The sequence below is a fragment of the Aliivibrio sp. S2TY2 genome (assembly GCF_028765525.1).
Taxonomy (GTDB): domain Bacteria; phylum Pseudomonadota; class Gammaproteobacteria; order Enterobacterales; family Vibrionaceae; genus Aliivibrio; species Aliivibrio finisterrensis_A.
In genome coordinates this window covers 99,255-123,691 of record NZ_JARACS010000002.1, presented here as the reverse complement: position 1 = coordinate 123,691, position 24,437 = coordinate 99,255, and the positions used below count along the sequence as shown (strand labels likewise).

Below are 24,437 nucleotides of genomic sequence, written 5' to 3'. Positions count from 1 at the left end.
TAATGAGGTTACTTAGGCAAGAACGAGATAGATTTTCCTTCTGCAGTCAGAATAGATATCTGTGTTGGCTTGCCTTTTTCATCCAACCTTAACTCCCCAATTGAACTTTGATTTATTAATTTATCTTGGTTGTTTACTGATGGATCTCGTTTAGTGACTAATAAATTCTTACGCTTCGTAAACCAGTTTAATGGTGAATGCGGGCTATAAAGCACTCTGTCCATAAAATCACATACGCGTAATAGCTTATTGGGAAACTCATTTTTAAAGCCACTGCAGGTGATCTGGTAAATATCTGGGCTAGACTTGCTGTGACGTAGCTTAATATCATAAGCAAATGAGTAATGAACATCACCTGATAAGATCACAAAATTTTGTGGCGTTTTGGGGTGAGTTAAAATACTCAGCAGGGTATTGGCAGAGCCTGGATGAGTCATCCAATTTTCGGCATCAACCATTAATGGTTTTCCAAGTATCGTCATGGTTTTTTGTAGGGCCTCAATAAACTTAACCCCAAATATTGGTGTTGCCGAGACAATAATGATCGATTCTTGATTAATTAGCTCATGTTGTAGATCGAGCAAAGCCTCCCAGTCCATCAAACCAGAGGGCTTATTTGTGTTGGATTCTGAGCGCCAGCGGCGAGTTCGAGTGTCTAACACCACCATTTTTGGCGTGGTATGAATGGAATAATGCCATTGTTCAAATCGCGTAAGTTGCCAAATTAATTTATGATGTTGTGCGTTGTCGTAATTGGCAAATAACGCTCTGAATGATGTTAGGAACGCTTCATCAAACTGCTCTGGGTTATTTCCCCAGCCTTGGCACAGAAAATAGCTGATTAAGCCATTGCCAATGACTTGAGAGGCAAGAGGATCACCATTCACGGCGTTTTCCCAGCCAATCGTTAAATTCCAATCATCGGTAATATCGTGATCATCAAAAACCATGTAAGTCGGCATGTGCGCAAACAGTTGCTGTGCATCGTTTAAGCCTGCAACAAAAAGATCGATCTGTTGTTTTTCTTCTTGCCACATTTTTTGCCATTTTGGTTCTAGGTTAGGCAATGAGTTTGGCAGAGTAATACGCTTCCACAAAGTCGGAGACCATACGAGCAAGTACATGACAAAAAATTCAGCAATACTCATTAAATGGTTTTCATGCTTTGTTGAGCTGAAAATAGGACGAGTTTGATACAGACTGCAGCGAGATAAAAAATTCTTCCTCTCGACATAGTGCGGCAAGATCTTATCTCTGCGGTATAAATTATATGGGTGGGCATATAACTCAGCATCTTTACTGAACTCTGAGTGAGCTAGCGTTTCTTCAAATAATCCTAATTGAGGGATAATCTGTTGAATGGCATGCAACATAGGCCCAGCCACATCATCGGCGTAGATCTGATCGCCACTCATCATCAACAAAGCAGCTCTTTCTTCAAGAGCTTGTGTTTTTAGCTGTTGGTTTGCGATAACCAAGCTGTCTTTACTGGCATAATGAGGGTTACGACAAGAACCATGTAAGACATAATCAGCCTTGTCTTTTATGAATAAGGTAAGAGAAGATTCATTTTCATATAATGCGTCGGGAACCAACTGTGACAATAAGCCATCTTGAGTGTCGATATCATATTCGATACGTTGATTAATCGGGAAATCAGCTTGGCAGCGTAGAAGATAAACCCAAGCGTATTGGCCTAATTGAATGCCTTGTTCTTGCGTGACCTCAAACTCGTACTCATCATTGTTGGTACTGATCTTCGTTCGACCATGTAATGGTTTAGAGGTAGATAACCATAGGTTAATCTCATGAGCAGTCGTTTTTCGAACCATAGGTCCAGCAAGAATAAAAGGCAGTGAATTAGACATCAATTAATACAACTCTTAATAACAGATGAGACCATCATAATACTTGCTATGGTTAACTTGCAACATCCTGAGCTTTGGCGTGTTTATAGATATCTAATGTCTTTAACCGTTGTATGCCATGCTCAATAATAGGCTCTACGTAATTATCTGGTTTTAATAGTGGTTTGCTATTAGGGTGATGCAATAGTTTTCCGGTTAGCGTTGTTAATTCTGGTAGCCAGTGCTTGATAAAAATCCCTTTATTATCAAATCGTTCACTTTGTGTTGTGGGATTAAATATACGAAAATAAGGTGTGCTATCACAACCTACTGATGCACACCACTGCCAACCGCCATTATTCGAGGCAAAGTCACCATCAATAAGTTTTGACATAAAATACCGCTCGCCCCAGCGCCAATTAATGTGTAAATCTTTAACTAAAAAACTGGCGGTGATCATCCGTAACCGGTTATGCATCCAACCCGTATTGTTGAGTTGTTTCATTGCGGCATCCACAATAGGAAATCCAGTCTCGCCTTTACACCACTGCTCAAATTTGTCGCTGTCATTATTCCATTGAATGTATTTGTCAAAACTCAAAAAAGCGTGGTTTTTAGACAACAATGGATAAAAGTGAAGTAGGTGAGTATAGAACTCACGCCAAATTAACTCATCAAGCCATATCTCTTGTCCTTGGGTTAATTGATTATTCGCTTCCAAATGCAAACGTAAAATGCACTGTTTTGCTGAAATTGCGCCAATAGCCAAATAAGGAGAGAGTTGACTTGTTCCCTCTATGGCTGGGTAATCTCGTTGGTCATTATATTGTTGTGATTTTTCACGGCAAAATTGACGCATGGCATTAAGTATCGTTTTATTTGAAACAGACCACGCCTTGCTCTCATTCGTTATAGAGCGAGTAAATGTATGGTCATGGTACTCTTTAAGTGACCTTAACTGTGTCGCCGATAATTCAACTGAAGCGGTCACTTTTTCAATGGTTGGAAAGTGTTGATAAAAGTATTCTCTCCACGCCTTTTTAAATGGCGTAAAAACTTTATAAGGTTGATGAGTTTTATTCAGTACTTTGCCAACTTGTACCGCACATTTGGCGTCATAAAAAGCACATTGAACATCAGAGAGTTGTGTTACAACATCAGCATCTCGGCTTAATTCGTCAGCCTCATATTCTTTATTGGCAAATAAATGTGATATACCAAGATCTTTACATAATCTGTGCAGCTGTGGTGGAACATCCTTGAACCAAGAGCAAGATAATACTAGTAAAGGAATATGTAATGCGTGGAGCTCTTTTTCAAGCTCAAGCAAGCGTCTCTTTATCAAATCAATTTGAATTGAAGCTTTATTATGTCGTTGCCATTGCGATTCACTGGCTATAAAAATAGCGACAGTAGGGGCTTGATTTGCAAGAGCAGCAGATAACGCCGGGTTATCAGCCACTCTTAAATCAGTACGAAACCAAACGCATTGCATGGTTGGTTTATAATCCATAGCGTAACCTCAGTTCTTGAGGATACGGGTCTAGAAACGATTGTTGTTTTAAATAGTCGTTATTGTGCAAACTAAGATAATGCTTAATTAGTGTAATAGGAGACAGCAGAGGCAATATGCCTTGATTGTATTCTTGAATTAATTGAGCAAGCGCTTGCTTTTGAGGAGAATCTAGCTCTTTTTTGAAATAACCTTGTAAGTGCATAAGAACATTAGTGTTATTTTTTCTTGTTGCGCGTATCGACATGGTTTGCATTAATTGTGTGCGATAAAGAGTAAAAAACTCATCAATATCATATTCTGCTATCTTAGCGACAAGTCGTCCAAGTTCTTTATAGCCAGCGGTTGAATGAGACATTAAGGTGTACTTATAACGAGAGTGAAATGCTACAATTTTTCCTGCTGTTGGTTCCCCTTCCATCGATTGATAAAGATCGTTTAAGCAGAAAACTCGAGTAATGAAATTTTCTTTTAAAATAGGATCATTAAGTCGGCCATCTTCCTCAACGGGTAACCACGGCATTTGTTCCATCAAGACACCGGTGTAAAGTCCGACTCCATTTTTGGTGGCATTGTTTTTACTGTAAACCTTAACTCGCTCCATACCGCAACTAGGGGAGTTAGCGCAAACAATATAGCCACATAATTCAGCTGTTTTTAAATGGTTCGCCGTCTGTTTCGCGAAGTTAAGCATAGAGTCTGTATAGTCTAATGTAGAGTCTTTAGAATCAACCAAAGCGATGCGTTCTTCATTACTGATGAGGCGTATTGTCGGTCTAGGCACAGACATCCCACTCCCCACTTCAGGGCAGATAGGAATGTAATTAAAATAAGGAGAAAGTACTTTTTCGACAAATTTATTATGTTTATGACCGCCATCGAAACGGACTTTTTCTCCAATAACACATGAACTTATCCCAATATTAATCGTCATTATTATTTCTCCATTAGGTTCCTTTCTAAATTAAACGGTTGAAATGCACATTTGGATCACTTGTTTCTTGACTCTTTTTTTTCTCTCACGCAAACTGGTGTAAACATTTAGTGACACCTATTATTTGAGGAATTTTTGTGCGTCTTGAAGTGCAATGTAAAGATCGATTAGGTCTAACCCGTGAATTACTAGATATTCTCGCGTCTCAGAATATTGATTTACGAGATATTGAGATTAATAAAGCCGGGTTAATCTATCTTAATTTTCCAGAAGTCGCTTTTGATGAGTTTAGTCAATTAATGGCAAAAATTCGAAGAATAGAGGGTGTTATTGATGTTCGTAAAATTCCATTTTTACCAAGTGAACGTCGTAATATGGAATTACTCGCTGTATTAAGTACCTTACCTGATCCGGTATTTGCGATTAACCTTAAAGGGAAAATCGATAATGCGAATCAGGCTGTCGCGTCTTTATTTAATAGAGATAAAGAGGCACTCATTGGTGAACCTGCGAATGTATTATTACCAAATTTTAATGTGATGTATTGGTTAGAAGAATCCCGTGTTCGTCAGCGAGAGTCTATGGATATTGAAGGCATGAACTACGTGATGGAAATCATGCCTGTATACATTACTGATGATGATAACACCTCGATCTTAGCTAGCGCAGTGGTGATAATTAAGCCAGCTATGGATTCAACACTGACTCGTCCATTCATTCCAGAATCATCCAACCTTGGTTTTGAGCATTTTGTTGGATCATCAACGAAATATAAAACGTTAATTTCGCAGGCAAAAAAATTGTCCGATATTGACCAATCGTTATTAATTCAGGGTGAAACGGGTACGGGTAAGGAAATGTTAGCTCGTGCTTGCCACAATGCGTCTATTCGTTCAGGAAAAGCCTTCATGGTGGTTAACTGTGCAGCCATGCCTGATGATGTCGCTGAAACCGAATTGTTTGGTTACGCTCCAGGTGCATTCCCCAATATGCCAGAAGGCAAAAAAGGGATCATTGAACAAGCGGATGGCGGTACGGTTTTCTTTGATGAGATCAGTGAAATGAGCCCGCTCTTGCAAATCAAGCTGTTACGCTTTATTCAAGATGGGAATTTCCGTCGAGTGGGTGAAGAAAAAGAGATCCACGTGGATGTTGGGATCATTGGCGCAAGTAAGAAAGAGCTACTAGACTTAGTAGAACAAGGCGTATTCCGAGAGGATCTTTATTACCGTTTAAACGTATTATTTTTAGAAATTCCGCCACTGCGTGAGCGCCCTTCAGACATTGCGACCTTATTTGAATTTTTTGTTGCTCAGTTATGTAAAGAGTTAAGCATTGTTAAACCCTCTATTTCAGAAGATGTGTATGAGTACTTACGCAGTTATTCATGGCCGGGGAATGTTCGTCAGCTGAAAAGCTCGACACTAAAAGCGTTAACTCAAATGGATAGAAACCAGTTAGAGACCTCTCACTTTATGCTGCCAATATCTGAAGCGAAAACAGCAAGTATGATGGATATCAATGTAGATGGAACATTGGATGAGATAATGAAATCGTATGAATCAATGATCCTAACTGGATTATACGGTGATTTTCCTTCAAGTCGTAAGTTAGCTAAGCGATTAGGCGTTTCGCATACTGCGATAGCGAATAAATTGCGAGATTATGGAATAGGGAAAAAATAGGGGAACGACATGGATGTGCATTTTGAGTTTGATCATTACCAAGTTCGTCTAATTAAAAGCAGTGACTCTGTGATGATTGCTAATTACTTTATGCGTAATCGTCACCATTTAGCGCCGTGGGAGCCCAAGCGTGCGAATTCTTTTTTTACTGCGGAAGGTTGGAAGCAACGTTTATTGCAATTGGTTGAGTTACATAAGCATAATTTGGCGTTTTATTTTGTAATCCTTGATACTCAGGAGAAGAAAATTATTGGTTCAGTGAGTTTTAGTAATATTACTCGTTTTCCATTCCACGCCAGTCATGTGGGCTATTCTCTCGATGAGCATTATCAAGGGAATGGGATTATGCAGCGAGCACTTAAGCATACGGTGGATTGGATGTTCACGATTCAACACCTTCATCGGATCATGGCCGCGTATATTCCTCATAATAAGAAAAGTGGTAATGTGTTATCGGCGCTTGGTTTTGTTAAAGAAGGGGAAGCAAAAGATTACCTCTACATTAATGGTGCATGGGAAGACCATATTCTGACTTCTAAGATAAACCCCGATTGGGTGCCAGAATAATTCTATTTTTGTGGCATAAATATAAGAAAGAACGGTTTAAATTGAAAGTTAGCATAGAGAAGTCGTTTAATTGGTGTACTCTATCAAAGATAATTTTTAATACCAATGTAACTAATTAGATGATCTATTTATTATGCAGGAAAATCATTTAAGAGTAAGGCGAAAATTTTTATAAGTAGTCATTCTACAATAATAATTTTTAACGCAACTTTTGAATGATTTAACCAGTAATAATGATCAGATAATTAATGGAATTGGTATAAGGCAATGATAATAAAGAAGGAATTTACATGCTGAAGTTCATTAAGTTTTTACAATTGTTGATTTTAGGTATTGTTGGTGCATTTGTTATTCAATCAACCGTGCTACATGGTATTGGTATTTTCAGTGAGCGCTACGTGATCATGAGCTTGGTGCTGACCGCATTATTAGAACTGGCTATTTTCATTATCTACAAGCTAGTAGAAGATGATTTTACCAATGAGCCGAAAGTAAAATAACGACGAACTTGACGTTAAAAGTAAATAAAACCGATACACCTTTATTCAAAGGTATCGGTTTTTTTATGTCGTTTTAACGATTAAAACAAGTCGATTAATGCGCTATCAATGGCATTAACCAACTTAGTAATGTGTTCAGGTTGAGAAATAAACGGTGGCATCATATAAATCAACTTACCAAATGGTCGTATCCAAACCCCTTGCTCGACAAAGTGCGCTTGTATTTTTTCCATCTCAACAGGCGTGGTTAATTCCACAACGCCTATTGCACCAAGCCATCGAACATCGGCAACCACATCGTGCTTTTTAAGTTGAGGCAGTAATTCTGAAAAGCAGGTTTCAATCTGTTTAGTTTGAGTCTGCCAATGATTTTGTTGGATCAGTTCTAAACTGGCATTCGCAACAGCACAAGCCAGTGGGTTTCCCATAAAGGTTGGGCCATGCATAAAGCAGCCCGCATCTCCACTACATACAGTATCAGCAACCACTTTACTGGTGAGTGTTGCAGATAACGTCATGTAGCCACCAGTAAGTGCCTTACCAATACACATGATGTCGGGTTCAATGCCTGCGTGCTCACAAGCAAATAACTTTCCTGTTCGTCCAAAGCCGGTTGCTATCTCATCTAGAATCAAAAGTAAGCCATATTCATCACACAAACGGCGCACTTCTTTTAAATATTGAGGGTGGTATAAACGCATTCCGCCAGCGCCCTGAACAATAGGCTCAAGGATCATGGCGGCGATCTCTTCATGGCGTTCTGCCAGCATTTTTTCTAAAGGAAGAATATCTTCAGGGTTCCATTCACCACCAAATTTACTGGTTGGTGATTCAACAAACAGATGCTCTGGTAAAAAACCTTTGTATAAACCGTGCATAGAATTATCGGGATCAGTTACCGACATCGCGGCAAAGGTATCACCATGGTATCCATGTCTAACCGTCACGAATTTTGAGCGTGGCTGTCCTTTGGCGTGCCAATATTGCAGAGCCATTTTTAAACTTACTTCGACCGCTACTGAGCCAGAATCGGCTAAAAAGACTTGCTCTAATCGAGAAGGGCTCAGTTCAACTAACTTTTTACATAAATCGACCGCAGGCTGATGAGTAATACCACCAAACATCACGTGTGCCATTTTATCGGTTTGATCTTTAAGCGCTTGGTTAAGGTGAGGATGACAGTAACCGTGAATGGTAGACCACCAAGAAGACATTCCATCAACCAATTCCGCCCCATTTTCTAAATAGAGATTAACTCCATTTGCGTGAGTGACAGGGTAGCAAGAAAGCGGATTAATTGTAGATGTGTAGGGATGCCAAATGTGTTGACGGTCAAAATCCAAGTCGACGCTATTGTTCATTTATTCACCAGTTGTAAACTTTATCTATCCATTAAGGTTGACAGTGTATCGTTTAACCGTAGACTAGCCAAGTATAAATAGAGACCAAAAAGCACAATCAAAAGTGGTCGGATCTTAGCAATAGCAATGGTTATAGCATGTTAACGAAAGGAATTTACACGTGGAAGTGAGACATAACTGGACAGTAGCAGAAGTACAGGCGTTGATGGATAAGCCGTTTATGGACTTAATCTTTGATGCTCAATTAGTACATCGTAAATATCAACAAACAAACCATGTACAAGTGAGTACACTGCTATCAATTAAAACGGGCGCTTGTCCTGAAGATTGTAAATATTGCCCTCAAAGTGCTCATTACCGCACTGACGTTGATCGTGAACGCTTGATGGAAGTAGAAAGCGTTTTGGATGCTGCGAAAAAAGCGAAGAACTCAGGTTCAACCCGTTTCTGTATGGGTGCTGCTTGGAAAAATCCAAAAGAACGTGATATGCCTTATCTGTTAGATATGATCAAAGGCGTCAAAGAGATGGGTCTTGAGACGTGTATGACGTTAGGGATGATCACCTCAGAGCAAGCGGGTGAATTATCACAAGCGGGTCTCGATTACTACAACCACAATTTAGACACCTCACCAGAGTTTTACGGCAGTATTATTACGACACGAACGTACCAAGATCGTCTAGATACATTATCTCATGTTCGTGATGCCGGAATGAAGATCTGTTCTGGTGGCATTATCGGTATGGGCGAAAGTGACAGTGATCGTGCGGGTCTGTTTGTTGAATTAGCGAATCTTCCTCAGCACCCTGAGTCTGTTCCTGTCAATATGCTGGTAAAAGTAAAAGGCACGCCATTAGAGGATGCTGAAGACGTTGACCCATTTGATTTTATCCGTTTGATCGCCGTTGCTCGTATCATGATGCCTGAATCGGCTGTGCGTTTGTCTGCAGGTCGTGAAAGCATGAATGAGCAGATGCAAGCCTTATGCTTTATGGCCGGTGCTAACTCGGTATTTTATGGGTGTAAACTACTGACAACGCCAAACCCGGATGAAGACAGCGACATGCAACTGTTTAAGAAACTGGGTGTGAATAGCCAACAAGTTGCGCAAAAACCAGATGTGGTTCAAGAGCATGAATTATTAGATCGCGTTGCTGAACGTGTTGCTTCTCGTCCTGAAAAAGACGATCTATTCTATGAAGCGAGCGTTTAATCAACGTATTAGCTCCGCACTTACTCAACGTAAGCAAGCGGGGCTGAATCGTTATAGAACGGTAATAGAGCAAGGTAATCAATCTCGATTAGTGGTGGATGGTCAATCTTACATTAACTTTTCAGGTAATGATTATCTTGGTCTTGCTGGCAGTAAAGAGTTAACTCAAGCATGGCAACAAGGTTTATCTTTATATGGCAGTGGCAGTGGCGCTTCACCATTAGTGACGGGTTACTCAAAACCTCACGTCGACTTGGAATCTCAACTGGCTGAATGGTTAGGGTTTGATTACGCATTACTGTTTAACTCAGGTTTTAGTGCTAATCAAGCGGTGCTTTTTTCATTATTAGAAAAAGGTGACACTTTACTACAAGATAAACTTAATCATGCCTCGTTAATGGAAGCGGGTATATTGTCACCTGCGACGATGAAACGCTTTAAACATAATGATATATCTCACTTAACTAAATTATTAACTGCGTCTGATAATTCACCTTCTTTGGTCGTCACCGAAGGTGTTTTTAGTATGGATGGGGATTTATCGCCACTTTCAGATATTGCTAAAGTAACCAAAGAAAATAATGCCTGGTTAATGGTAGATGATGCTCATGGATGTGGCGTGTTAGGTAACAATGGCCGAGGATGTTGTGATTTTTATCAAGTGACGCCAGACATTTTAGTCGTCACGTTTGGTAAAGGGTTTGGTTTATCGGGTGCTGCGGTGTTATGTAATCAAGAATGTGGTGATTACTTAGCGCAATTTGCTCGTCATCATGTCTATTCAACGGCAATGCCTCCTGCTCAAGCTCATGCGTTATCTCATGCCTTATTGATGATCCAGCAACAAGAGTGGCGACGTGAAAAGCTCAAAGAATTAAATCAACAATTTGAATCAGAATTAACTGGTTTTTCAGGATCTGTGAAAACAGACACACCGATAAAACCGATTATTATTGGCGAAACGGGGGTGGCAATGACACTCTCTGCTGCACTTAAAAATCAAGGATTGTGGACAACTGCCATTCGTCCGCCGACCGTGCCAACAGGAACTGCGCGGTTAAGAATTACGTTAAGCGCTAATCACTCGAAGCAAGACATTACACAGCTTACCCAAGCAATAACAGAATTAGGATGATGGAGTTATGGTTAATCAAGCTGTCGCCATAGAAACCTCACATTGGACACCAAGCCAAGAGAAACAAGCCATTCAAGCCGCGTTTAGTAAGGCGGCGAATACGTATGATCGCTCTGCTGAATTTCAACGTCAGGTGGCGGATACCTTATTATCTTATTTACCTCAAGATCTGTCAGGGCAGCGTATATTAGATGTCGGCTGCGGAACGGGCTATTGCAGTGAACAGTTGTTGAAGCGTGGTGCAAAGGTTGTGGCGTTTGATCTGTCTCAATCGATGTTAGATAAAGCTAAAGAACGTTGTGGTGAACTTAATATTTGTTACGTTCAAGGGGATGCTGAGCATTTACCGTTTATTAATAGTGAATTTGACGCGGTTATTTCAAGTTTAGCGTTGCAATGGTGTCAGGATTTATCCGTTCCTCTGGCTGAAATGAATCGAGTTACTCATACTAAAAGCAAGGTTGTATTTTCAACTTTGTTAGATGGCTCACTGTTTGAGTTGAAAAATGCGTGGTCAAAGGTTGATTCATATCAACATGTTAACGATTTTATTACTCAATCTATGGTAAAACTTGCGTTAGCGCAATCTGATTGCAACAAGTTTACACTAGACTGCACGCCAGTCGAGATGACGTATTCTTCCGCTCTTGCTTTAATGAAAGATTTAAAAGGAATTGGAGCAACGCATTTACCTAATGGTCGCCACTCAGGTTTATTGAGTAAAGAAAAACTATTAGCTGTGGAAGAAGCGTATCAAATTTTTAAGAATGAATTGAATAAGTTACCTGCTACTTATCAGGTAGGCTTTGGAGTTATAAGTAATGATTGATGCATTTTTTGTTGCAGGTACAGACACAGATGTAGGTAAAACGGTTTCTTCTAAAGCGATTTTAGATGCATTAAATATAAAAGGGCTAAATACAGCCGCATACAAACCTGTAGCTGCGGGCTCTGAAGACAAAGGCGAAGGCGTTCAAAACTCTGATGCAATCCATTTACGCTCTGCTGCTAATGTTGAATTAAGCTACGAAGAAGTAAACCCATACGCATTGTTATTGCCTGCATCGCCACACATTGCGGCAGAAGCAGAGAATGTTGTGATTGACTATTCTGTTCTTTCACAAGGTTTGGCTGCATTAAAAGCTAAATCTGATGTGGTGCTAGTAGAAGGCGCAGGTGGTTGGCGTGTTCCTGTTTCTAAAGATGATTGCTTGTCTACTTGGGTTAAGCAAGAGAAATTGCCAGTCGTATTAGTGGTAGGCATTAAATTGGGCTGTTTAAGTCATGCAATGCTAACGGCTGAAGCGATTCAACATGATGGCTTAGAGATCATTGGCTGGGTAGCAAACCGAATCAACCCAGGTACTGAAAATTACGCTGAGATTATCGCTATGTTAGAAGATAAAATGCCAGCACCAAAATTAGGTGAAATCCCATACATGCCAAGTGTTAAGCGTAAAAATATGGGTAAATACATTAATTTAGATGTGTTAGAAAGTTAATTTCTATTGCTATAAACGCATTTAAGTACAAGATACAGAAGCCAATATCTTTCATGATGTTGGCTTTTTTTTGGACATTAATTTTATTGATATGAAAACGTTTCTCTAAATAGCGTCACCATCGCCCGTGTTTTCTCAGGTAAATAACTTGGGGTGGGGTAAACCAAAGTAATAGTTAAATCTGTAAAAGAAGTTCTGGGTAAGACCTCAATGAGTTGGCCATTTTCGATTTTATCTTCAATTAATATAGATGGTAGAAGAGCAATGCCTTTACTTGAAATAGCCAATCTTTGAAGTAAATTTAGATCATCACTAAATAATTGATAATCAAGCCCTTGAGGGAGCAAGCTTTTGTTATAACGACTAGCAAGCAGATGAAAGTCATTTAATTGAGCCACATTATCAGGATATCCGTTAAGCGCTAAATATTCAGAAGAAGCAACCATGCTATAAGGAATTTGAATTAAGCGTTGCTGAATATAATCATCATGTAATGGCTCAATGTAGCTAGGCAGAATTTGTAGATCAATATTTTCACGGCGAAGATCCAACGATTGAACATGATGCTCAATCTCTAGTTTAACCTCAGTATACTCTTTCATATACTGTTCAATTAATTGGGAGAAAATTTCCGTCATTCCAAGGGCTGGAGGGATAGCAACTTTTAAACGACCTTTTGGCGTTAAATGGTGCTCTCTCATTAATCGGCTCGCATCCACTAGGGTATTGACTGGATTCGAGGCTTGCTCATATAGCCATTTCCCTTGCTGGGTTAATTCAATCGCTCTTGTCGTTCTGATGAGTAATTGATGACCAAGTGCTTTTTCTAACTCTTGTAGGCGACGACTAACCTTTGAGCGCTGTAATCCTGCAAATTGTGCAGCAGAGCTAATGCCCTTATGCCTAACAATAAGAACAAATAGGTAAATATCATCAAAGGAAACGGAGCTATCTGGATGGTTACTCATCTCTATTGTCCTGCTAATAGGTCATATATGGACTATTTTGCCATCTATTCGAAATAAAATCACGCACTATAATAATACCAATCTACATAAGTATTTGATCATTCTTGCTTGTTAAAATCGATTATATCTGCGTTATAAATTTTGTAATTAGACCCACTAGTTACTGTAATTTATGCCTTGCTCTAATCGATTTTTCCTGCGCAATTATCTGAACAACCACTTATCCAGAATGGTATGAGAACCAGATCACAGCAACTTTGATTTTATTGAGAACTTCTATGCAAGCTGCAGAGCAAAAATTCAAACAATGGATGCGTATCCTAATCGTATTATTTCTTATCGTTACGGCTTATTTAGTGATGGCAGATAGATTAACGCCGTTAACGACCCAAAGTAAGGTGCAAGGCTTTGTGGTTCAAATATCACCAGAAGTGTCTGGTCGAGTAGTTGAAGTTAACCATACTAATAATCAATTAGTTAGGCAGGGCGAGTTACTGTTTAAGATTGATGATGAAAAATATCAATTGGCCGTTCAAAAAGCCGAAATTGGATTAGCTCAAGCAAGAGAGCAAGAAGCGTCATTAGTGGCGGATATCGAAGCGGCACGTTCGAATGTTAAAACAACAAAAGTTACGGCGGATAATGCAAACCGTGAATATCATCGTATTAAGCGTTTAGCTAAATCAGGTGCTGTTTCCGCATCAGGTTTAGATTCAGCGCTTACTAAGCGTGACCAAGCTTCAGCAAACTTTATGGCATCTAAGCAGAAATTACACGCATTAGAAGTGAAATTGGGCAACGGTAATGGACAAAGCAGTGCTGTGCTATCAGCAAAGAATGCATTAAACCAAGCTGAACTAAATTTAGAAAACACACAAGTGGTAGCGCAAAGCGAAGGCATTATTACAAATATGCAATTGCATGTCGGTTTATTTGCTAATGCGAATCAACCATTATTGACATTTATTCCGACGGATTCACTGTGGGTTTCTGCCGATTACCGTGAGAAAGCGACTTCAGAAATGGTTAAAGGAATGAGAGCAGAAGTTGCTTATGATGCACTGCCGGGTGAGGTGTTCCCATTATTGGTAGAGAGTCGTGATTATGGTGTCGCTTCTGCGCAACAAAAAGCCAATGGTCAATTAAGTAGTGTTGAAGTCAGTAATCGTTGGGTGCGAGATGCACAACGTGTACGTGTTAATTTAACGAGCGATGAACCATTGTCTCCGAGATTATTTGTTGGTTCGCGTGCAACTGTAATTATTTACACTTCAGGAAACAGTGTGATTGATTACATTGGCCATAGTTTAATTACCATGATCAGCTACCTACACTACATATATTAGGTTGAATGTTGATATGAAAGCATTACGAATATGGTTCGGTTGTGTTCTAGGCTTTGCAATGTGTACGGTATTTGGCTGGTCGAATGGTATGTTTGGTGCCTTGTTCCCATTGTTCATTTTATCTAATTTGAACCGTTGGAATGCTCAAATGTTTATACAACTGTTAATCAGTATTTTTTGGGTAGGGATTCAAGTGTCATTGATCGTTGGTTTTTTACAGCCATACCCATTATTGATGACGGTTGCCGTTGGTATTATGCTGCTTTTTAAATGCCATGCTATGCACTATAAAGCCAGTTATTTATTCGGATATACGGGATTATTGGTTGGTTCAATTTTGTTGAATTTTGGTTCATATCCGACCTTTGATTTAGAGAACTTTATTATTGGCGTATGGGTTGCTGCCATTATGATGGTGCCAATTTGCGCCATGGCTTTTTATTTGTTTCCTGATCCAATTGAAGCGCACATACCAATCCTAAAAGTAGAAGGGCAAAGTAAAGATCCAAGAGACATGCTAGAGCAAACTGCTTTAGGGTGGATGGTCGCCATGATTGTGTTTTTGATTTTCGAAATCGCAAATTTAAATGATTCATTATCCGCTCAAGCGTCGATGCTAATTATGCTTTCGCCAATGACGTTAGTAGGATCATTGATGATGGCTCGTATCCGAATCGTAGGAACGTTAGCTGGTTGTGCGGCAGCCATGGCTATCCAGTTAGTGTTATATGATTTATATGATAATCCAATCTTATATATATTAAGTTTTGCGATTGCATCAGGTTACTTTTGTAAATGGTTAGCCAGTGAAAATCCTGCTATTAAAGGAATAGGGTTCTCTGCGATGGCTGCATTAACAATACCTATTACAGGTGCAATTCCGGGACAAAAAGACGCATTCTTCTCTATTTTATATCGAGTGTCGTCTATTGTTGTTGCTGTTATTGTCACAAGTATTTTAATTTGGAGCTGTTATCGATTAATTAAGTTGTTTCCTATTTTCTTTCGAGGTGTCGAGCGAGAAGAGAAAGTGCATTAAGACATTGAATGATTGAGAAAATAGCCAAGAGGTTTATAGATTATTATGAATTTCTTGGCTTTTTTTGTTTATGTGATAACGTCTGTGTAGTTGAAAATTATAAAGAAAATACAAGGACAGTCATGAGCTCAATTATAGAATGCATCAGAACCGTAGGGCGTGGTGAACGCAGCCGCAAACCATTGACGTTTGAACAAGCTTATCAAGTAATGAAAGAGTATCTTTCTGGTGACATTAGCAATGATAAAATGGCGATGTTGATGATGCTTATCCGAGTTCAGAATGAAACGGTTGATGAGATAAGTGGCTTTACCACGGCTATTCGTGAATTTGTTCGTAATGTTCAGACTCCTGAATTAAAAGATCTTAATGTTGATATTGATTGGGCGTGTTTTGCAGGTAAGCGTCAGGTTCAAGGTCCTTCGTGGCAGTTATACGCAGCACAAATTCTTGCGAACAAAGGCTTTAGAGTGTTAATCCATGGTCACTTACAGTTGGGTAGTACCCGAGAGCACGTATCTCAAGTGATTGATAAGCTAAATATTCCAAGTTGCACAAGTATTGCAGAGACACAAAAAGCACTAGATGAAGGCAATATCGCTTATTTGCCTCTATCGGTTTATGCACCGCAAGTAGAAACCATGCTGTTATGGCAACATGAGTATGGTTTACGTACACCTGCGAATACCTGTGCGCGTATGTTAAACCCGGCATCAGCGCCAATTTCATTACGTGGAAGCTTCCACCCTGGCTTACCACAACTGCATGGTGAAGCGGAATCTCGCTTGCAACAAGCAACTGATGACTGCTCTGAATTAGCACTGTGCTTTAAAGGCATGGGGGGAGAATCTGAATTTAACCCTAAAGTTAGCCAGTCTCTATGGTGTGCATCAAAAGGGGGATGTGAAGAGCTGTATTGGGAAGAAGCATTAATTGAAGATTTACCAGTCCCTCAATCTTGTTTATTAGGTACTAAATCAGAACAATTACAGCTAATGGCGAACACCGTTGTTTTTAATGTCGCTAATGTATTATGGGCAAATAAACGAGCAGAAAACTACCCAAGAGCAGAGGCGATTAAGGTTGCAACTCAATATTGGGAAGAGTACGTAAAAACTATCGCTTAACGACACATTTAATGCTCTAGCTATGAATGAAAGCCGTAAGTTAATTTTGCGGCTTTTTTAATATCCCCTTAATTTGTTTATTACACAACTGTAATAGTAATTCACATTTAGCGCTATTATCAAAATACCGTTAATAATAGATAATGCTCTCCTAGTCGTTATTTCATTAACTGGAGACCATTATGGCTAATGGATTTACAAGAGATGGTGGCGTCCAAGAACAAATAGATGCCACCGTAATAGATGCAATTAACCGTGCTCGCTCGCATCTTCATCATGAGCACAATGATACGAACTATTGTTTGGAGTGTGGGGAATTAATTCCAGAAGCACGACGAAACATAATACCGGGTGTAGAGTTGTGTGTTGAGTGTCAGGCAAAAGAAGATGCACGTGAAAAAGCATTCAGTGCTTATAACCGCAGAGCAAGTAAAGACAGTCAATTACGTTAAGTATGGCGGTTGCTTCTAATATTCAGAAACAGTCCGCCACGTTTAATTAAGTTTTGCTATTAAAGAAAGGAGAGGTTAGTTACGATTAATGCGAGCCAAATAATAGGTGTTAATGAATTCACCATTTCTAAACGCAGAATCAATCGCTTCTCCTTCAATAACAAACCCGAATTTTTTATATAACCTTAGGGCGGCGTGATTATCGACAAACGCATCAATTTCAATGCGTCTCACATTGAGCCAATTGTCAGCAAGATCTAACACCGTTTCTAATAATTTACTTCCAACACCACGACCGTGATAGGCATCGTGAACCCCCATACCAAAGTGCGCAACATGTTGGGTTCTTGGGCGTGTTACTTGTTCAAAGCCAATATTACCGACAATTTTCCCATCAATAAGAGCGACATAGCTGTAAACATTATCAGGTATTGCTGAGAGTCGTTTTTCCCAGAGTGCACGTGATGGAATAGGAAGTTGGAGAGTTTGCGCCTGAGCTTGAGGTTGGCTGTATAATTCACACAACCCATCAATGTCTTTTGCTTCTGTTCGGCGAATCACTATTTCCATTACACGCATCCTTGTTTAATTAGTAAGCATTAAACTTAACCAGAATAGGTATCGATGACAAGTATTTAAACTCATTATTACCATTCATCCTCTCTATTTACCGTTCGTCGCATTCAACGTTTTTTTGTTTTTGTCTTAGTTAATCTGTGAACATCAAACAGGATCATGTAATTAAGGACAGACAGATGAAACGAATAATAGCAACGGTAAGTTTATTAATAAGTGTAATGACGTTTTCTACTCAAGCAGCGTTAACGGATGAAGACATTTCAACATATAACCAAGCGGCGGCTGGAAATGAAGATCTTGTCGAGCCGGCTTATGATCGTTTTGAGGAATTGATTCAAACAGATGGAGCAACACCACTGACACTTGTCTATTTAGGAAGTGCAGAAACCCTAAAAGGTCGAGATGCCATGATGCCATGGACCGCAATGAAATACGTTGAGCAAGGACTTGCGAAAATAGGGAAAGGGTTAAATTTACTCGCGACAGAAAATGCACCAATTAAAGAACAGCCGATAGTTTCAGGTTTGCCAGAGTCTTATCTCACTCGTGCGCTAGCGGCGGCAACCTATTCACAACTTCCTGATATGTTTAATCACTTTGAGCGTGGTTATGATCTCTATTTAGCTCTACTTTCAGAGCCAACATTCCAACAACAGCCTTATGAAGCGACGGCTTGGGTATACGGATACGCAGTACAAGCGGCACTTAGAGCAGAAGACCCAGCACAAGCCAATCAATGGCTCGCCGTTATGCTAAAACAAGATAACACTCACCCAGAAACCCTTAACGCTCAATCACTTATTACCGCAAGTAATTAGGAGATAATGATGATCAGTTTTAAAGGAATAGAAAAAACCTATCAGCTCGGCTCACAGCGTGTGGAGGCTCTGAAAAAAGTAGATGGTTTTATCATAAAAGGCAGCATGGTGGCGTTATGCGGGCCGTCCGGATCAGGTAAAAGTACCTTATTAAATATCTTAGGTTTACTTGATATGGATTATCAGGGAGAAATAAAAATGGACGGTGAGTTCTATCCTAAAGATCCTATTGAAGCCGCTAAGTTACGACGTCACCAACTGGGCTTTGTGTTTCAGCGTTTTAATTTAGTCCCCGTGATGACCGCATTAGAGAACGTAGCATACCCACTAGTGTTAAATGGATACAGCAGTAAAGAGCAAACGCTCCTGGCCACTGAGATGCTAGAAAAAGTGGGGCTAGGCGATGTTATTCACCACCGACCTGATAACCTTTCTGGTGGACAACAGCAACGTGTCGCCATTGCTCGTGCCTTAGTTCATAAACCAAGTTTGGTTATTGCGGATGAGCCAACAGCCAGTTTAGATAGCCAAACCGCAGAAACCGTGATTGATATCATGAAAGCGCTCGGGAAGGAAATTGGCACCACCTTTATTGTTGCAACGCATGATTATCGAATGGCGCAACATTGCGATACGTGCATTAACTTATTGGATGGAACCATCAGCAAGGAGGCCGTGTCATGGGCAAGTTAATTCCACTATTACCTTATTCTCTGCGTTTAGCGTGGTTGAATTTATTGCGAAACGGCCGTCGTAGCGCACTTTCTATCTTAATTATTACGATTGCCGTATTTGCATTAACCAGTGCGGGTGGGTTTGGTTTATATACTTATGACTCATTGAAAGAATCGACAGCAAGAGATACGGGCCATCTTACATTAAGCCAATCGGGTTACTTTGAAAGCGACGAAGAGATGCCATTAAGTAATGGATTATCTGATACATCAGAATTAATTCGCACCATGATGAAATACGATGAAGTAAGAGGCGTACAACCTCGCATTGATTTTACAGGGCTAATTTCTAATGGCGTAAAATCGACGATTTTCATGGGAACTGGGGTGAACGATCGCGAGTTCGATATGAAGGGCCCATTTTTAGACATGAGATCAGGAAAAACGTTAACCGACATTACCTCAAGTCGATACGATGTCATGGAGCCTGAAATCATGCTTGGGGTCGATTTAGCGAGAAACCTCAACGTCAGTGTGGGTGATTGGGTAACTTTACTGGCAACCACCAGCGAAGGGGCACTTAATGCGTTTGATTTTAAAGTGCATGGCACCTATTCAACGGGGGTTCCCGAGTTAGATAAACGTCAGCTTTATATTCATATCGATTCTGCACAAGAGTTACTGTTATCAGAGAAAGTAAGCACCTTATCGGTCTTTTTATTTGATACTGAAAAAACTGCAGAGTTACATCAACGATTAGCTCAAGAGTTAGAAACAATGCCACTTGATTACGACGTTGAAATCACTCCATGGCGAGAGCGTGCTTTTTTCTACAACAAAGTAAAAGATTTATATGATCTTATCTTTGGTGTGATGGGCTTTGTGATGGGGCTAGTCGTCTTTGTTGCTTTGTTTAATACCATGACGATGTCAGTAACAGAAAGAACACGTGAGATCGGCACGTTATCCGCATTAGGCAGTTATCCTAACGAGATCATTCACTCATTCTTACGAGAAGCGGGCTTACTTGCAGTGATAGGTGTGGTTCTTGGTGCAGTAATAACAGCCTTAACGACAATACTGCTGTTGGTGGTTGATGTGCAGATGCCACCACCACCGGGAAGAACGGATGGGTACCCACTGAATATTTATTTCTCATTTGAATTAGTGGCTTATGCAGGCGTTGGTGTTGTGTGTATTTGCTTACTGGCAGCGTACTTATCGGCCAAAAAAGGCGTGAAAAAACCCATTACGGAGGCGCTTATTTATGTCTAAATTATCTCACTTATTTATTCTGTTTGTGCTTGTTAGCTTTCAATCGACCGCAATCGCAACAACGCAAAATATGGATAACAAGAGCAGCCTGACTGGGGCCCAAGTTAAACAATTGGTGAAAAAGGCCGATGATTTTCGCTTAGGTGAAAGTTCAGCAAAAGTGGTTTCTGAGGTTAAGCTATACAAAAATGACGAGCTCGATAAAACTCGCCAATACACGGTATACACACGAGAAGATCGAGAATCTTTGGTGTTGTTTAATTCTCAAGTGGAAGCCGGACAAAAGATGCTGATGTTAGGGGATAACTATTGGCTAGTCATGCCCAAAAGCCGCCGACCAATCCGCATTACACCGATGCAAAAGTTACTCGGTGAAGCCTCAGTGGGTGACATTTCAACGTTAACGTGGAGTGAAGATTATCAAGGTGAGTGGGTCGAATCGACAACGTTCGAACTAACCGATGGTCAAGCGATTCAAACTGAAAAGATTAAACTAAAAGCGACAACAAAAGGCGCGAGTTATTTCACTATCGATTTATGGCTAGAGCAAGGAACTGGTTTTCCGATTAAAGCCGATTTGTATTTGCGGTCAGGAAAAATGGCTAAAGAAGCGTGGTTTATTAAAGGAATAAGAGAAGGCGAAACCAAAGTGATCTCAATGGTGTTAAATGATCAAATTCAAACCAATCAAAAAACGGTGATTGAATATAAAGAAATTACACCAACAGAGATTGCCGATAAATATTATAACCCTGCTTATCTGTCACGCACCAAACAGTTGGATTTGTGATCATGAAACCTTGGCTAGAACGGCTAGTATATTGTAGTGCTTGGGTGGCTTCTTTAAGCGCTCAAGCTTCTGAGATGACTTTCGAGTGGGATTGGATGCTGAGTGCCGAAACGGTTCAACAGCGAGAGACGGTTTTTTCTCCAATGACAGACAATGAACACCAAGAGTCGTTTAATGGGCTATTGGATGTTCAAATCGGTTATCAGAACTGGAATGCGGTGGTGGCTCTTAAAGGCAATGATCTTTATTCCCAATCTAGCAATCAATCAGAAGATAAAAGTGCAGAAGCTGAGTTGATTGTTAGTGAATTATTTTGGCAAAGCAGCATTGATATTGCCGATATTCCATTGGATTTACAGTTGGGTAAAGTAAGAGTCGATTGGGGCGTTGGTTATGGTTATCGCCCGCTGGATATTTTTACGCCTTATCGTCGAAACCCTGTTGGTATACAAGTAGAGGAAGGGGCGGGTGTCGCTTCGGTCTCTTATTTTGATGATCAAGGTGAATGGTCGTTAATTTATACCGACTCATCATGGACGCAACAAAAAGGAAGTGAGTTAGAAGAGCAAAGTGAACAGCAAGGGATTGGCATAAGACGCTATGTGTTAGTGGGAGATACAGAATACCAATGGGTTGCTTATTATGATGATGTTCGACAAGGTCTATTGGGCGCAAGTGTTGTTACTGTGCTAGATACCGCGTGGGAGTTTCATGGATCGACAGTGTATCAATCCAAGTATCTTTCTTATCTGCAACCAAGCATCACACGTTATCCTGTCACGTTAGAAAAAGAAGAAAATGCCTATCAAGCGCTAGTAGGGTTAACTTGGGCAAATGAAATCGGAAGCAGTATCGTTGTAGAGTATTGGTATGACAGTCGAGCATGGAGTAAAAACGAGTGGAATAATGCGCTTACTGTAGCAACACCGTCATATCAACAAGGCTTTAATCATGTCAATATGGTTCAGCATAACATGATGTTTCATTGGAGTTTGGATCCTAACGCATGGACAACGTGGCAGTGGAGTAAAGACATCTCATGGTTAAGTCAGTTTACCCCAACATTTGATGTCTTGTATTCACCAGAAGATAACGGAGTGATAGCAACGCAATGGCTAAATTATTTGCTTCATGATTCAGGTGATTCAAGTGTAGAAATGGAACTTGCCGCGCGTTTTTTGACAGGAAAAAGCGACTCAGCGTATGCAAATTTATCCGATAAGCATATGCTGTTACTGAATATAAAAGGACGATTCTAATGAGTGAGCGAAAAGAAACGATACTGCAGTTAGTAAAAAGTTTACTTATCACAACGGTATTCTGTGTGGTTATCGCCATGATGACGAGCAATATTTGGCCATCACCATTTTATGAGCACATCATTATTAGTTTGGGTTATGGCTACAGTGCCGTTTTATGCTCATTTGTCTTAGAGAATAACTTTCCCACTTTAAAAAAAGCCTATTCCACCGTATTAGCTATGGTGCTTTCTATTACATTAGGTACGTTTCACGCGTCATTATGGCTAAATAAATATGACGATTTCGCTACCTTAGAAGCACTTCAGCCCATTGTATTATTAGGGTTAATCTTTACTGCTATTTGTTTCTATTACTTTCATGCAACTGAGAAAACCATGTTAGCAGAGCAAGCGTTAGCACTCTCTAAGCGTAAGCAGTTAGAGCAAGAAAAGGCGCTAGTATTAAGCCAGTTAAGTCAGCTTCAAAGTCAAATTGAGCCACATTTTTTATTTAATACATTAGCGAATATCAGCGCGTTAATTGAGTTAGACAGCAATAAAGCAAAATTGATGCTAGAGAAGCTGACGGATTTGCTCCGAGGATCGCTAAAAACAAACCGGAATCCATTAATTACCGTTGAGCAAGAAATTGAGCTATTAAATGCTTATTTATCGATTCAACAGATCCGCTTAGGGGATCGTTTAACGTATGAGATTGATAATCAGATAGTTGAGCCTATCTCTCTGCCACCTCTGTTAATTCAGCCTCTAGTTGAAAATGCCATTACTCACGGTATAGAGCCGAGTGCGCAGGGAGGACAGCTTATGGTTCAGTTTAAGCAAGAGAATAATCAGTTTATTGTTGTTATCTCTGATAATGGCATTGGATTGGAGTCAGTGTCACCAAGTAAAGGGCATGGGATGAGCTTAAATAACATCAAACAGCGATTGCATGACTTGTTCGATGGCAGTGCTTCCGTTCGTATCACTGAAAATAAAGACGGTGGTGTAAATGCAGAGCTGACAATTCCATCGGATAAATTGCTTCAATTAAATAGGGAGTATTCATGAGTCAATCCATTACCGCCGTTATTGCCGATGATGAGCCATTATTACGCTTTCATTTAGAAAAAATGTTATCTGATCTTTGGCTTGATATAGATATTATAGCGGTATGTGCTAACGGTAAAGAAGCGCTTGATGCAATAGAGCAACACCAACCGGATATCGCCTTTTTAGATATAAAAATGCCAGAATTAGATGGCATGGCATTGGCAGCAAAATTACAAAAAAGTACCGTAGCGCCGTTAATTGTGTTCATTACCGCTTACGACGAATTTGCGGTAAAAGCGTTTGAAAATAATGCGATTGATTATGTGTTAAAACCCATCTCTGAGACCAGACTTGAAGCTACCTGTGAAAAACTAAAACAAAGGTTAACTCAGCAAAATAAACATTCAGAGCCTAAACAAAATCAAGATGTATTGAGTGATCTTTTTGCTCAGATACAACAGTTATCTGCACAGCAACAACCAGAATATTTAAGCTGGATTAAAGCGTACAAAGGTGAAGATCTACATTTAATTTCTGTTTCAGATGTTTTGTATTTTAAAGCGGAGGATAAATACGTTTCGGTTTATGCCAAGCAAAATGATATCGATATAACGGAGTACCTTATTCGCAGTTCGCTAAAAGAGTTACAGCAAAAGATCAATCCTGATCATTTTTGGCAAATTCACCGTTCAAGTATCGTTAATGTTGCTCAAATAGAAAAAGTGAAAAAGGATTTACTGGGGCATTTGTGTGTTCACATTGGTGGTGTGAAATTACCCGTAAGCAGAAGTGCTCAAAGTTTGTTTAAAGGGATGTGAT

24 protein-coding genes are annotated in these 24,437 nt (G+C 39.9%); 18 read left to right on the top strand and 6 right to left on the bottom strand.

Annotated features, from left to right (window positions below; genetic code table 11):
* Positions 1-8: 8 nt before the first annotated feature.
* The 3 genes from PVK63_RS04400 to PVK63_RS04390 are packed head-to-tail and all read right to left on the bottom strand — an operon-like array spanning position 9 to position 4,294.
* Entirely contained in the window at positions 9-1,868 is a 1,860-nt protein-coding gene (locus PVK63_RS04400) for an alkaline phosphatase D family protein (protein ID WP_130086338.1), read from the bottom strand.
* A 52-nt stretch (positions 1,869-1,920) separates the two neighbouring features.
* On the bottom strand, positions 1,921-3,360 hold the full coding sequence (gene phrB, locus PVK63_RS04395) for a deoxyribodipyrimidine photo-lyase (protein WP_130086339.1): 1,440 nt from the start codon (positions 3,358-3,360) through the stop codon (positions 1,921-1,923).
* Positions 3,350-4,294, bottom strand: coding sequence for a YbgA family protein (locus PVK63_RS04390; protein ID WP_130086340.1), 945 nt, complete (start codon positions 4,292-4,294; stop codon positions 3,350-3,352). The genes phrB and PVK63_RS04390 overlap by 11 nt, the downstream gene beginning before the upstream one ends.
* Positions 4,295-4,431: 137 nt before the next feature.
* Here PVK63_RS04390 and tyrR point away from each other — a divergent pair, with 137 nt between their 5' ends.
* From tyrR to PVK63_RS04375, 3 genes are all read left to right on the top strand, one after another.
* Positions 4,432-5,979, top strand: coding sequence for a transcriptional regulator TyrR (gene tyrR / locus PVK63_RS04385; RefSeq protein WP_130086341.1), 1,548 nt, complete (start codon positions 4,432-4,434; stop codon positions 5,977-5,979).
* Between the two features lie 9 nt (positions 5,980-5,988).
* Positions 5,989-6,546 carry a ribosomal protein S5-alanine N-acetyltransferase gene (rimJ, locus tag PVK63_RS04380; RefSeq protein ID WP_130086342.1) on the top strand — a complete coding sequence of 186 codons (558 nt, stop codon included), beginning with the start codon at positions 5,989-5,991 and terminating at the stop codon, positions 6,544-6,546.
* A gap of 290 nt (positions 6,547-6,836) precedes the next feature.
* The gene (locus tag PVK63_RS04375; protein WP_130043693.1) at positions 6,837-7,046 is read left to right on the top strand and encodes a hypothetical protein; all 210 of its coding nucleotides are present in this window, start codon (positions 6,837-6,839) and stop codon (positions 7,044-7,046) included.
* An 80-nt stretch (positions 7,047-7,126) separates the two neighbouring features.
* Here PVK63_RS04375 and bioA read toward each other — a convergent pair whose 3' ends face one another.
* Complete coding sequence (gene bioA / locus PVK63_RS04370; protein WP_130086343.1) at positions 7,127-8,407, bottom strand: adenosylmethionine--8-amino-7-oxononanoate transaminase; 1,281 nt, start codon at positions 8,405-8,407, stop codon at positions 7,127-7,129.
* 160 nt (positions 8,408-8,567) lie between these two features.
* On the opposite strand from bioA, the gene bioB reads away from it, so the two are divergent.
* From bioB to bioD, 4 genes are read left to right on the top strand one after another with little or no spacing between them, the layout of a single operon-like run.
* A complete protein-coding gene (bioB, locus tag PVK63_RS04365) occupies positions 8,568-9,620 on the top strand; it encodes a biotin synthase BioB (protein WP_130048863.1) in 1,053 nt (350 codons plus the stop codon).
* Complete coding sequence (gene bioF, locus PVK63_RS04360) at positions 9,604-10,755, top strand: 8-amino-7-oxononanoate synthase (RefSeq protein ID WP_130086344.1); 1,152 nt, start codon at positions 9,604-9,606, stop codon at positions 10,753-10,755. Before bioB ends, bioF begins: the two co-directional genes overlap by 17 nt.
* Before the next feature lie 7 nt (positions 10,756-10,762).
* Positions 10,763-11,584 carry a malonyl-ACP O-methyltransferase BioC gene (gene bioC, locus PVK63_RS04355; RefSeq protein WP_130086345.1) on the top strand — a complete coding sequence of 274 codons (822 nt, stop codon included), beginning with the start codon at positions 10,763-10,765 and terminating at the stop codon, positions 11,582-11,584.
* Positions 11,577-12,257: a dethiobiotin synthase gene (gene bioD / locus PVK63_RS04350; RefSeq protein ID WP_130048866.1), complete on the top strand. Its 681-nt coding sequence runs from the start codon at positions 11,577-11,579 to the stop codon at positions 12,255-12,257. Before bioC ends, bioD begins: the two co-directional genes overlap by 8 nt.
* A gap of 83 nt (positions 12,258-12,340) precedes the next feature.
* Here bioD and PVK63_RS04345 read toward each other — a convergent pair whose 3' ends face one another.
* Positions 12,341-13,225, bottom strand: coding sequence for a LysR family transcriptional regulator (locus tag PVK63_RS04345; RefSeq protein ID WP_130086346.1), 885 nt, complete (start codon positions 13,223-13,225; stop codon positions 12,341-12,343).
* A gap of 278 nt (positions 13,226-13,503) precedes the next feature.
* Here PVK63_RS04345 and PVK63_RS04340 point away from each other — a divergent pair, with 278 nt between their 5' ends.
* The 4 genes from PVK63_RS04340 (at position 13,504) to PVK63_RS04325 (ending at position 17,189) form a co-directional block, all read left to right on the top strand.
* Positions 13,504-14,571, top strand: coding sequence for an HlyD family secretion protein (locus PVK63_RS04340; protein ID WP_130086347.1), 1,068 nt, complete (start codon positions 13,504-13,506; stop codon positions 14,569-14,571).
* Between the two features lie 13 nt (positions 14,572-14,584).
* Positions 14,585-15,610, top strand: a complete 1,026-nt coding sequence (locus PVK63_RS04335) for a DUF2955 domain-containing protein (RefSeq protein WP_130086348.1) — start codon at positions 14,585-14,587, stop codon at positions 15,608-15,610.
* Between the two features lie 122 nt (positions 15,611-15,732).
* Positions 15,733-16,737 (top strand): glycosyl transferase family protein, encoded by a 1,005-nt coding sequence (locus tag PVK63_RS04330; protein ID WP_130086349.1) that lies wholly within the window; start codon positions 15,733-15,735, stop codon positions 16,735-16,737.
* A 182-nt stretch (positions 16,738-16,919) separates the two neighbouring features.
* Entirely contained in the window at positions 16,920-17,189 is a 270-nt protein-coding gene (locus PVK63_RS04325) for a DksA/TraR family C4-type zinc finger protein (RefSeq protein WP_005423103.1), read from the top strand.
* Between the two features lie 75 nt (positions 17,190-17,264).
* Here PVK63_RS04325 and PVK63_RS04320 read toward each other — a convergent pair whose 3' ends face one another.
* Positions 17,265-17,759: a GNAT family N-acetyltransferase gene (locus tag PVK63_RS04320; RefSeq protein ID WP_130086350.1), complete on the bottom strand. Its 495-nt coding sequence runs from the start codon at positions 17,757-17,759 to the stop codon at positions 17,265-17,267.
* A gap of 185 nt (positions 17,760-17,944) precedes the next feature.
* On the opposite strand from PVK63_RS04320, the gene PVK63_RS04315 reads away from it, so the two are divergent.
* The 7 genes from PVK63_RS04315 to PVK63_RS04285 are packed head-to-tail and all read left to right on the top strand — an operon-like array spanning position 17,945 to position 24,436.
* Entirely contained in the window at positions 17,945-18,586 is a 642-nt protein-coding gene (locus tag PVK63_RS04315) for a hypothetical protein (protein WP_130086351.1), read from the top strand.
* 9 nt (positions 18,587-18,595) lie between these two features.
* Entirely contained in the window at positions 18,596-19,279 is a 684-nt protein-coding gene (locus PVK63_RS04310) for an ABC transporter ATP-binding protein (RefSeq protein WP_005423097.1), read from the top strand.
* A complete protein-coding gene (locus PVK63_RS04305) occupies positions 19,267-20,535 on the top strand; it encodes an ABC transporter permease (protein ID WP_130086352.1) in 1,269 nt (422 codons plus the stop codon). The genes PVK63_RS04310 and PVK63_RS04305 overlap by 13 nt, the downstream gene beginning before the upstream one ends.
* Positions 20,528-21,325: an outer membrane lipoprotein-sorting protein gene (locus PVK63_RS04300; protein ID WP_130086353.1), complete on the top strand. Its 798-nt coding sequence runs from the start codon at positions 20,528-20,530 to the stop codon at positions 21,323-21,325. The genes PVK63_RS04305 and PVK63_RS04300 overlap by 8 nt, the downstream gene beginning before the upstream one ends.
* Positions 21,326-21,327: 2 nt before the next feature.
* Positions 21,328-22,584 carry a hypothetical protein gene (locus tag PVK63_RS04295; RefSeq protein WP_130086354.1) on the top strand — a complete coding sequence of 419 codons (1,257 nt, stop codon included), beginning with the start codon at positions 21,328-21,330 and terminating at the stop codon, positions 22,582-22,584.
* On the top strand, positions 22,584-23,636 hold the full coding sequence (locus tag PVK63_RS04290; RefSeq protein ID WP_130086355.1) for a sensor histidine kinase: 1,053 nt from the start codon (positions 22,584-22,586) through the stop codon (positions 23,634-23,636). Before PVK63_RS04295 ends, PVK63_RS04290 begins: the two co-directional genes overlap by 1 nt.
* Positions 23,633-24,436 (top strand): LytR/AlgR family response regulator transcription factor, encoded by an 804-nt coding sequence (locus PVK63_RS04285; protein ID WP_130086356.1) that lies wholly within the window; start codon positions 23,633-23,635, stop codon positions 24,434-24,436. The genes PVK63_RS04290 and PVK63_RS04285 overlap by 4 nt, the downstream gene beginning before the upstream one ends.
* Position 24,437 lies beyond the last annotated feature (1 nt).

Bases quoted from the DNA above. Each gene is read 5' to 3' on its own strand.
- PVK63_RS04400 (WP_130086338.1), bottom strand. From the start codon at position 1,868: ATGTCTAATTCACTGCCTTTTATTCTTGCTGGACCTATGGTTCGAAAA.
- phrB (WP_130086339.1), bottom strand. From the start codon at position 3,360: ATGGATTATAAACCAACCATGCAATGCGTTTGGTTTCGTACTGATTTA.
- PVK63_RS04390 (WP_130086340.1), bottom strand. From the start codon at position 4,294: ATGACGATTAATATTGGGATAAGTTCATGTGTTATTGGAGAAAAAGTC.
- rimJ (WP_130086342.1), top strand. From the start codon at position 5,989: ATGGATGTGCATTTTGAGTTTGATCATTACCAAGTTCGTCTAATTAAA.
- PVK63_RS04375 (WP_130043693.1), top strand. From the start codon at position 6,837: ATGCTGAAGTTCATTAAGTTTTTACAATTGTTGATTTTAGGTATTGTT.
- bioA (WP_130086343.1), bottom strand. From the start codon at position 8,407: ATGAACAATAGCGTCGACTTGGATTTTGACCGTCAACACATTTGGCAT.
- bioF (WP_130086344.1), top strand. From the start codon at position 9,604: ATGAAGCGAGCGTTTAATCAACGTATTAGCTCCGCACTTACTCAACGT.
- bioC (WP_130086345.1), top strand. From the start codon at position 10,763: ATGGTTAATCAAGCTGTCGCCATAGAAACCTCACATTGGACACCAAGC.
- bioD (WP_130048866.1), top strand. From the start codon at position 11,577: ATGATTGATGCATTTTTTGTTGCAGGTACAGACACAGATGTAGGTAAA.
- PVK63_RS04345 (WP_130086346.1), bottom strand. From the start codon at position 13,225: ATGAGTAACCATCCAGATAGCTCCGTTTCCTTTGATGATATTTACCTA.
- PVK63_RS04340 (WP_130086347.1), top strand. From the start codon at position 13,504: ATGCAAGCTGCAGAGCAAAAATTCAAACAATGGATGCGTATCCTAATC.
- PVK63_RS04335 (WP_130086348.1), top strand. From the start codon at position 14,585: ATGAAAGCATTACGAATATGGTTCGGTTGTGTTCTAGGCTTTGCAATG.
- PVK63_RS04330 (WP_130086349.1), top strand. From the start codon at position 15,733: ATGAGCTCAATTATAGAATGCATCAGAACCGTAGGGCGTGGTGAACGC.
- PVK63_RS04325 (WP_005423103.1), top strand. From the start codon at position 16,920: ATGGCTAATGGATTTACAAGAGATGGTGGCGTCCAAGAACAAATAGAT.
- PVK63_RS04320 (WP_130086350.1), bottom strand. From the start codon at position 17,759: ATGGAAATAGTGATTCGCCGAACAGAAGCAAAAGACATTGATGGGTTG.
- PVK63_RS04315 (WP_130086351.1), top strand. From the start codon at position 17,945: ATGAAACGAATAATAGCAACGGTAAGTTTATTAATAAGTGTAATGACG.
- PVK63_RS04310 (WP_005423097.1), top strand. From the start codon at position 18,596: ATGATCAGTTTTAAAGGAATAGAAAAAACCTATCAGCTCGGCTCACAG.
- PVK63_RS04305 (WP_130086352.1), top strand. From the start codon at position 19,267: ATGGGCAAGTTAATTCCACTATTACCTTATTCTCTGCGTTTAGCGTGG.
- PVK63_RS04300 (WP_130086353.1), top strand. From the start codon at position 20,528: ATGTCTAAATTATCTCACTTATTTATTCTGTTTGTGCTTGTTAGCTTT.
- PVK63_RS04295 (WP_130086354.1), top strand. From the start codon at position 21,328: ATGAAACCTTGGCTAGAACGGCTAGTATATTGTAGTGCTTGGGTGGCT.
- PVK63_RS04290 (WP_130086355.1), top strand. From the start codon at position 22,584: ATGAGTGAGCGAAAAGAAACGATACTGCAGTTAGTAAAAAGTTTACTT.
- PVK63_RS04285 (WP_130086356.1), top strand. From the start codon at position 23,633: ATGAGTCAATCCATTACCGCCGTTATTGCCGATGATGAGCCATTATTA.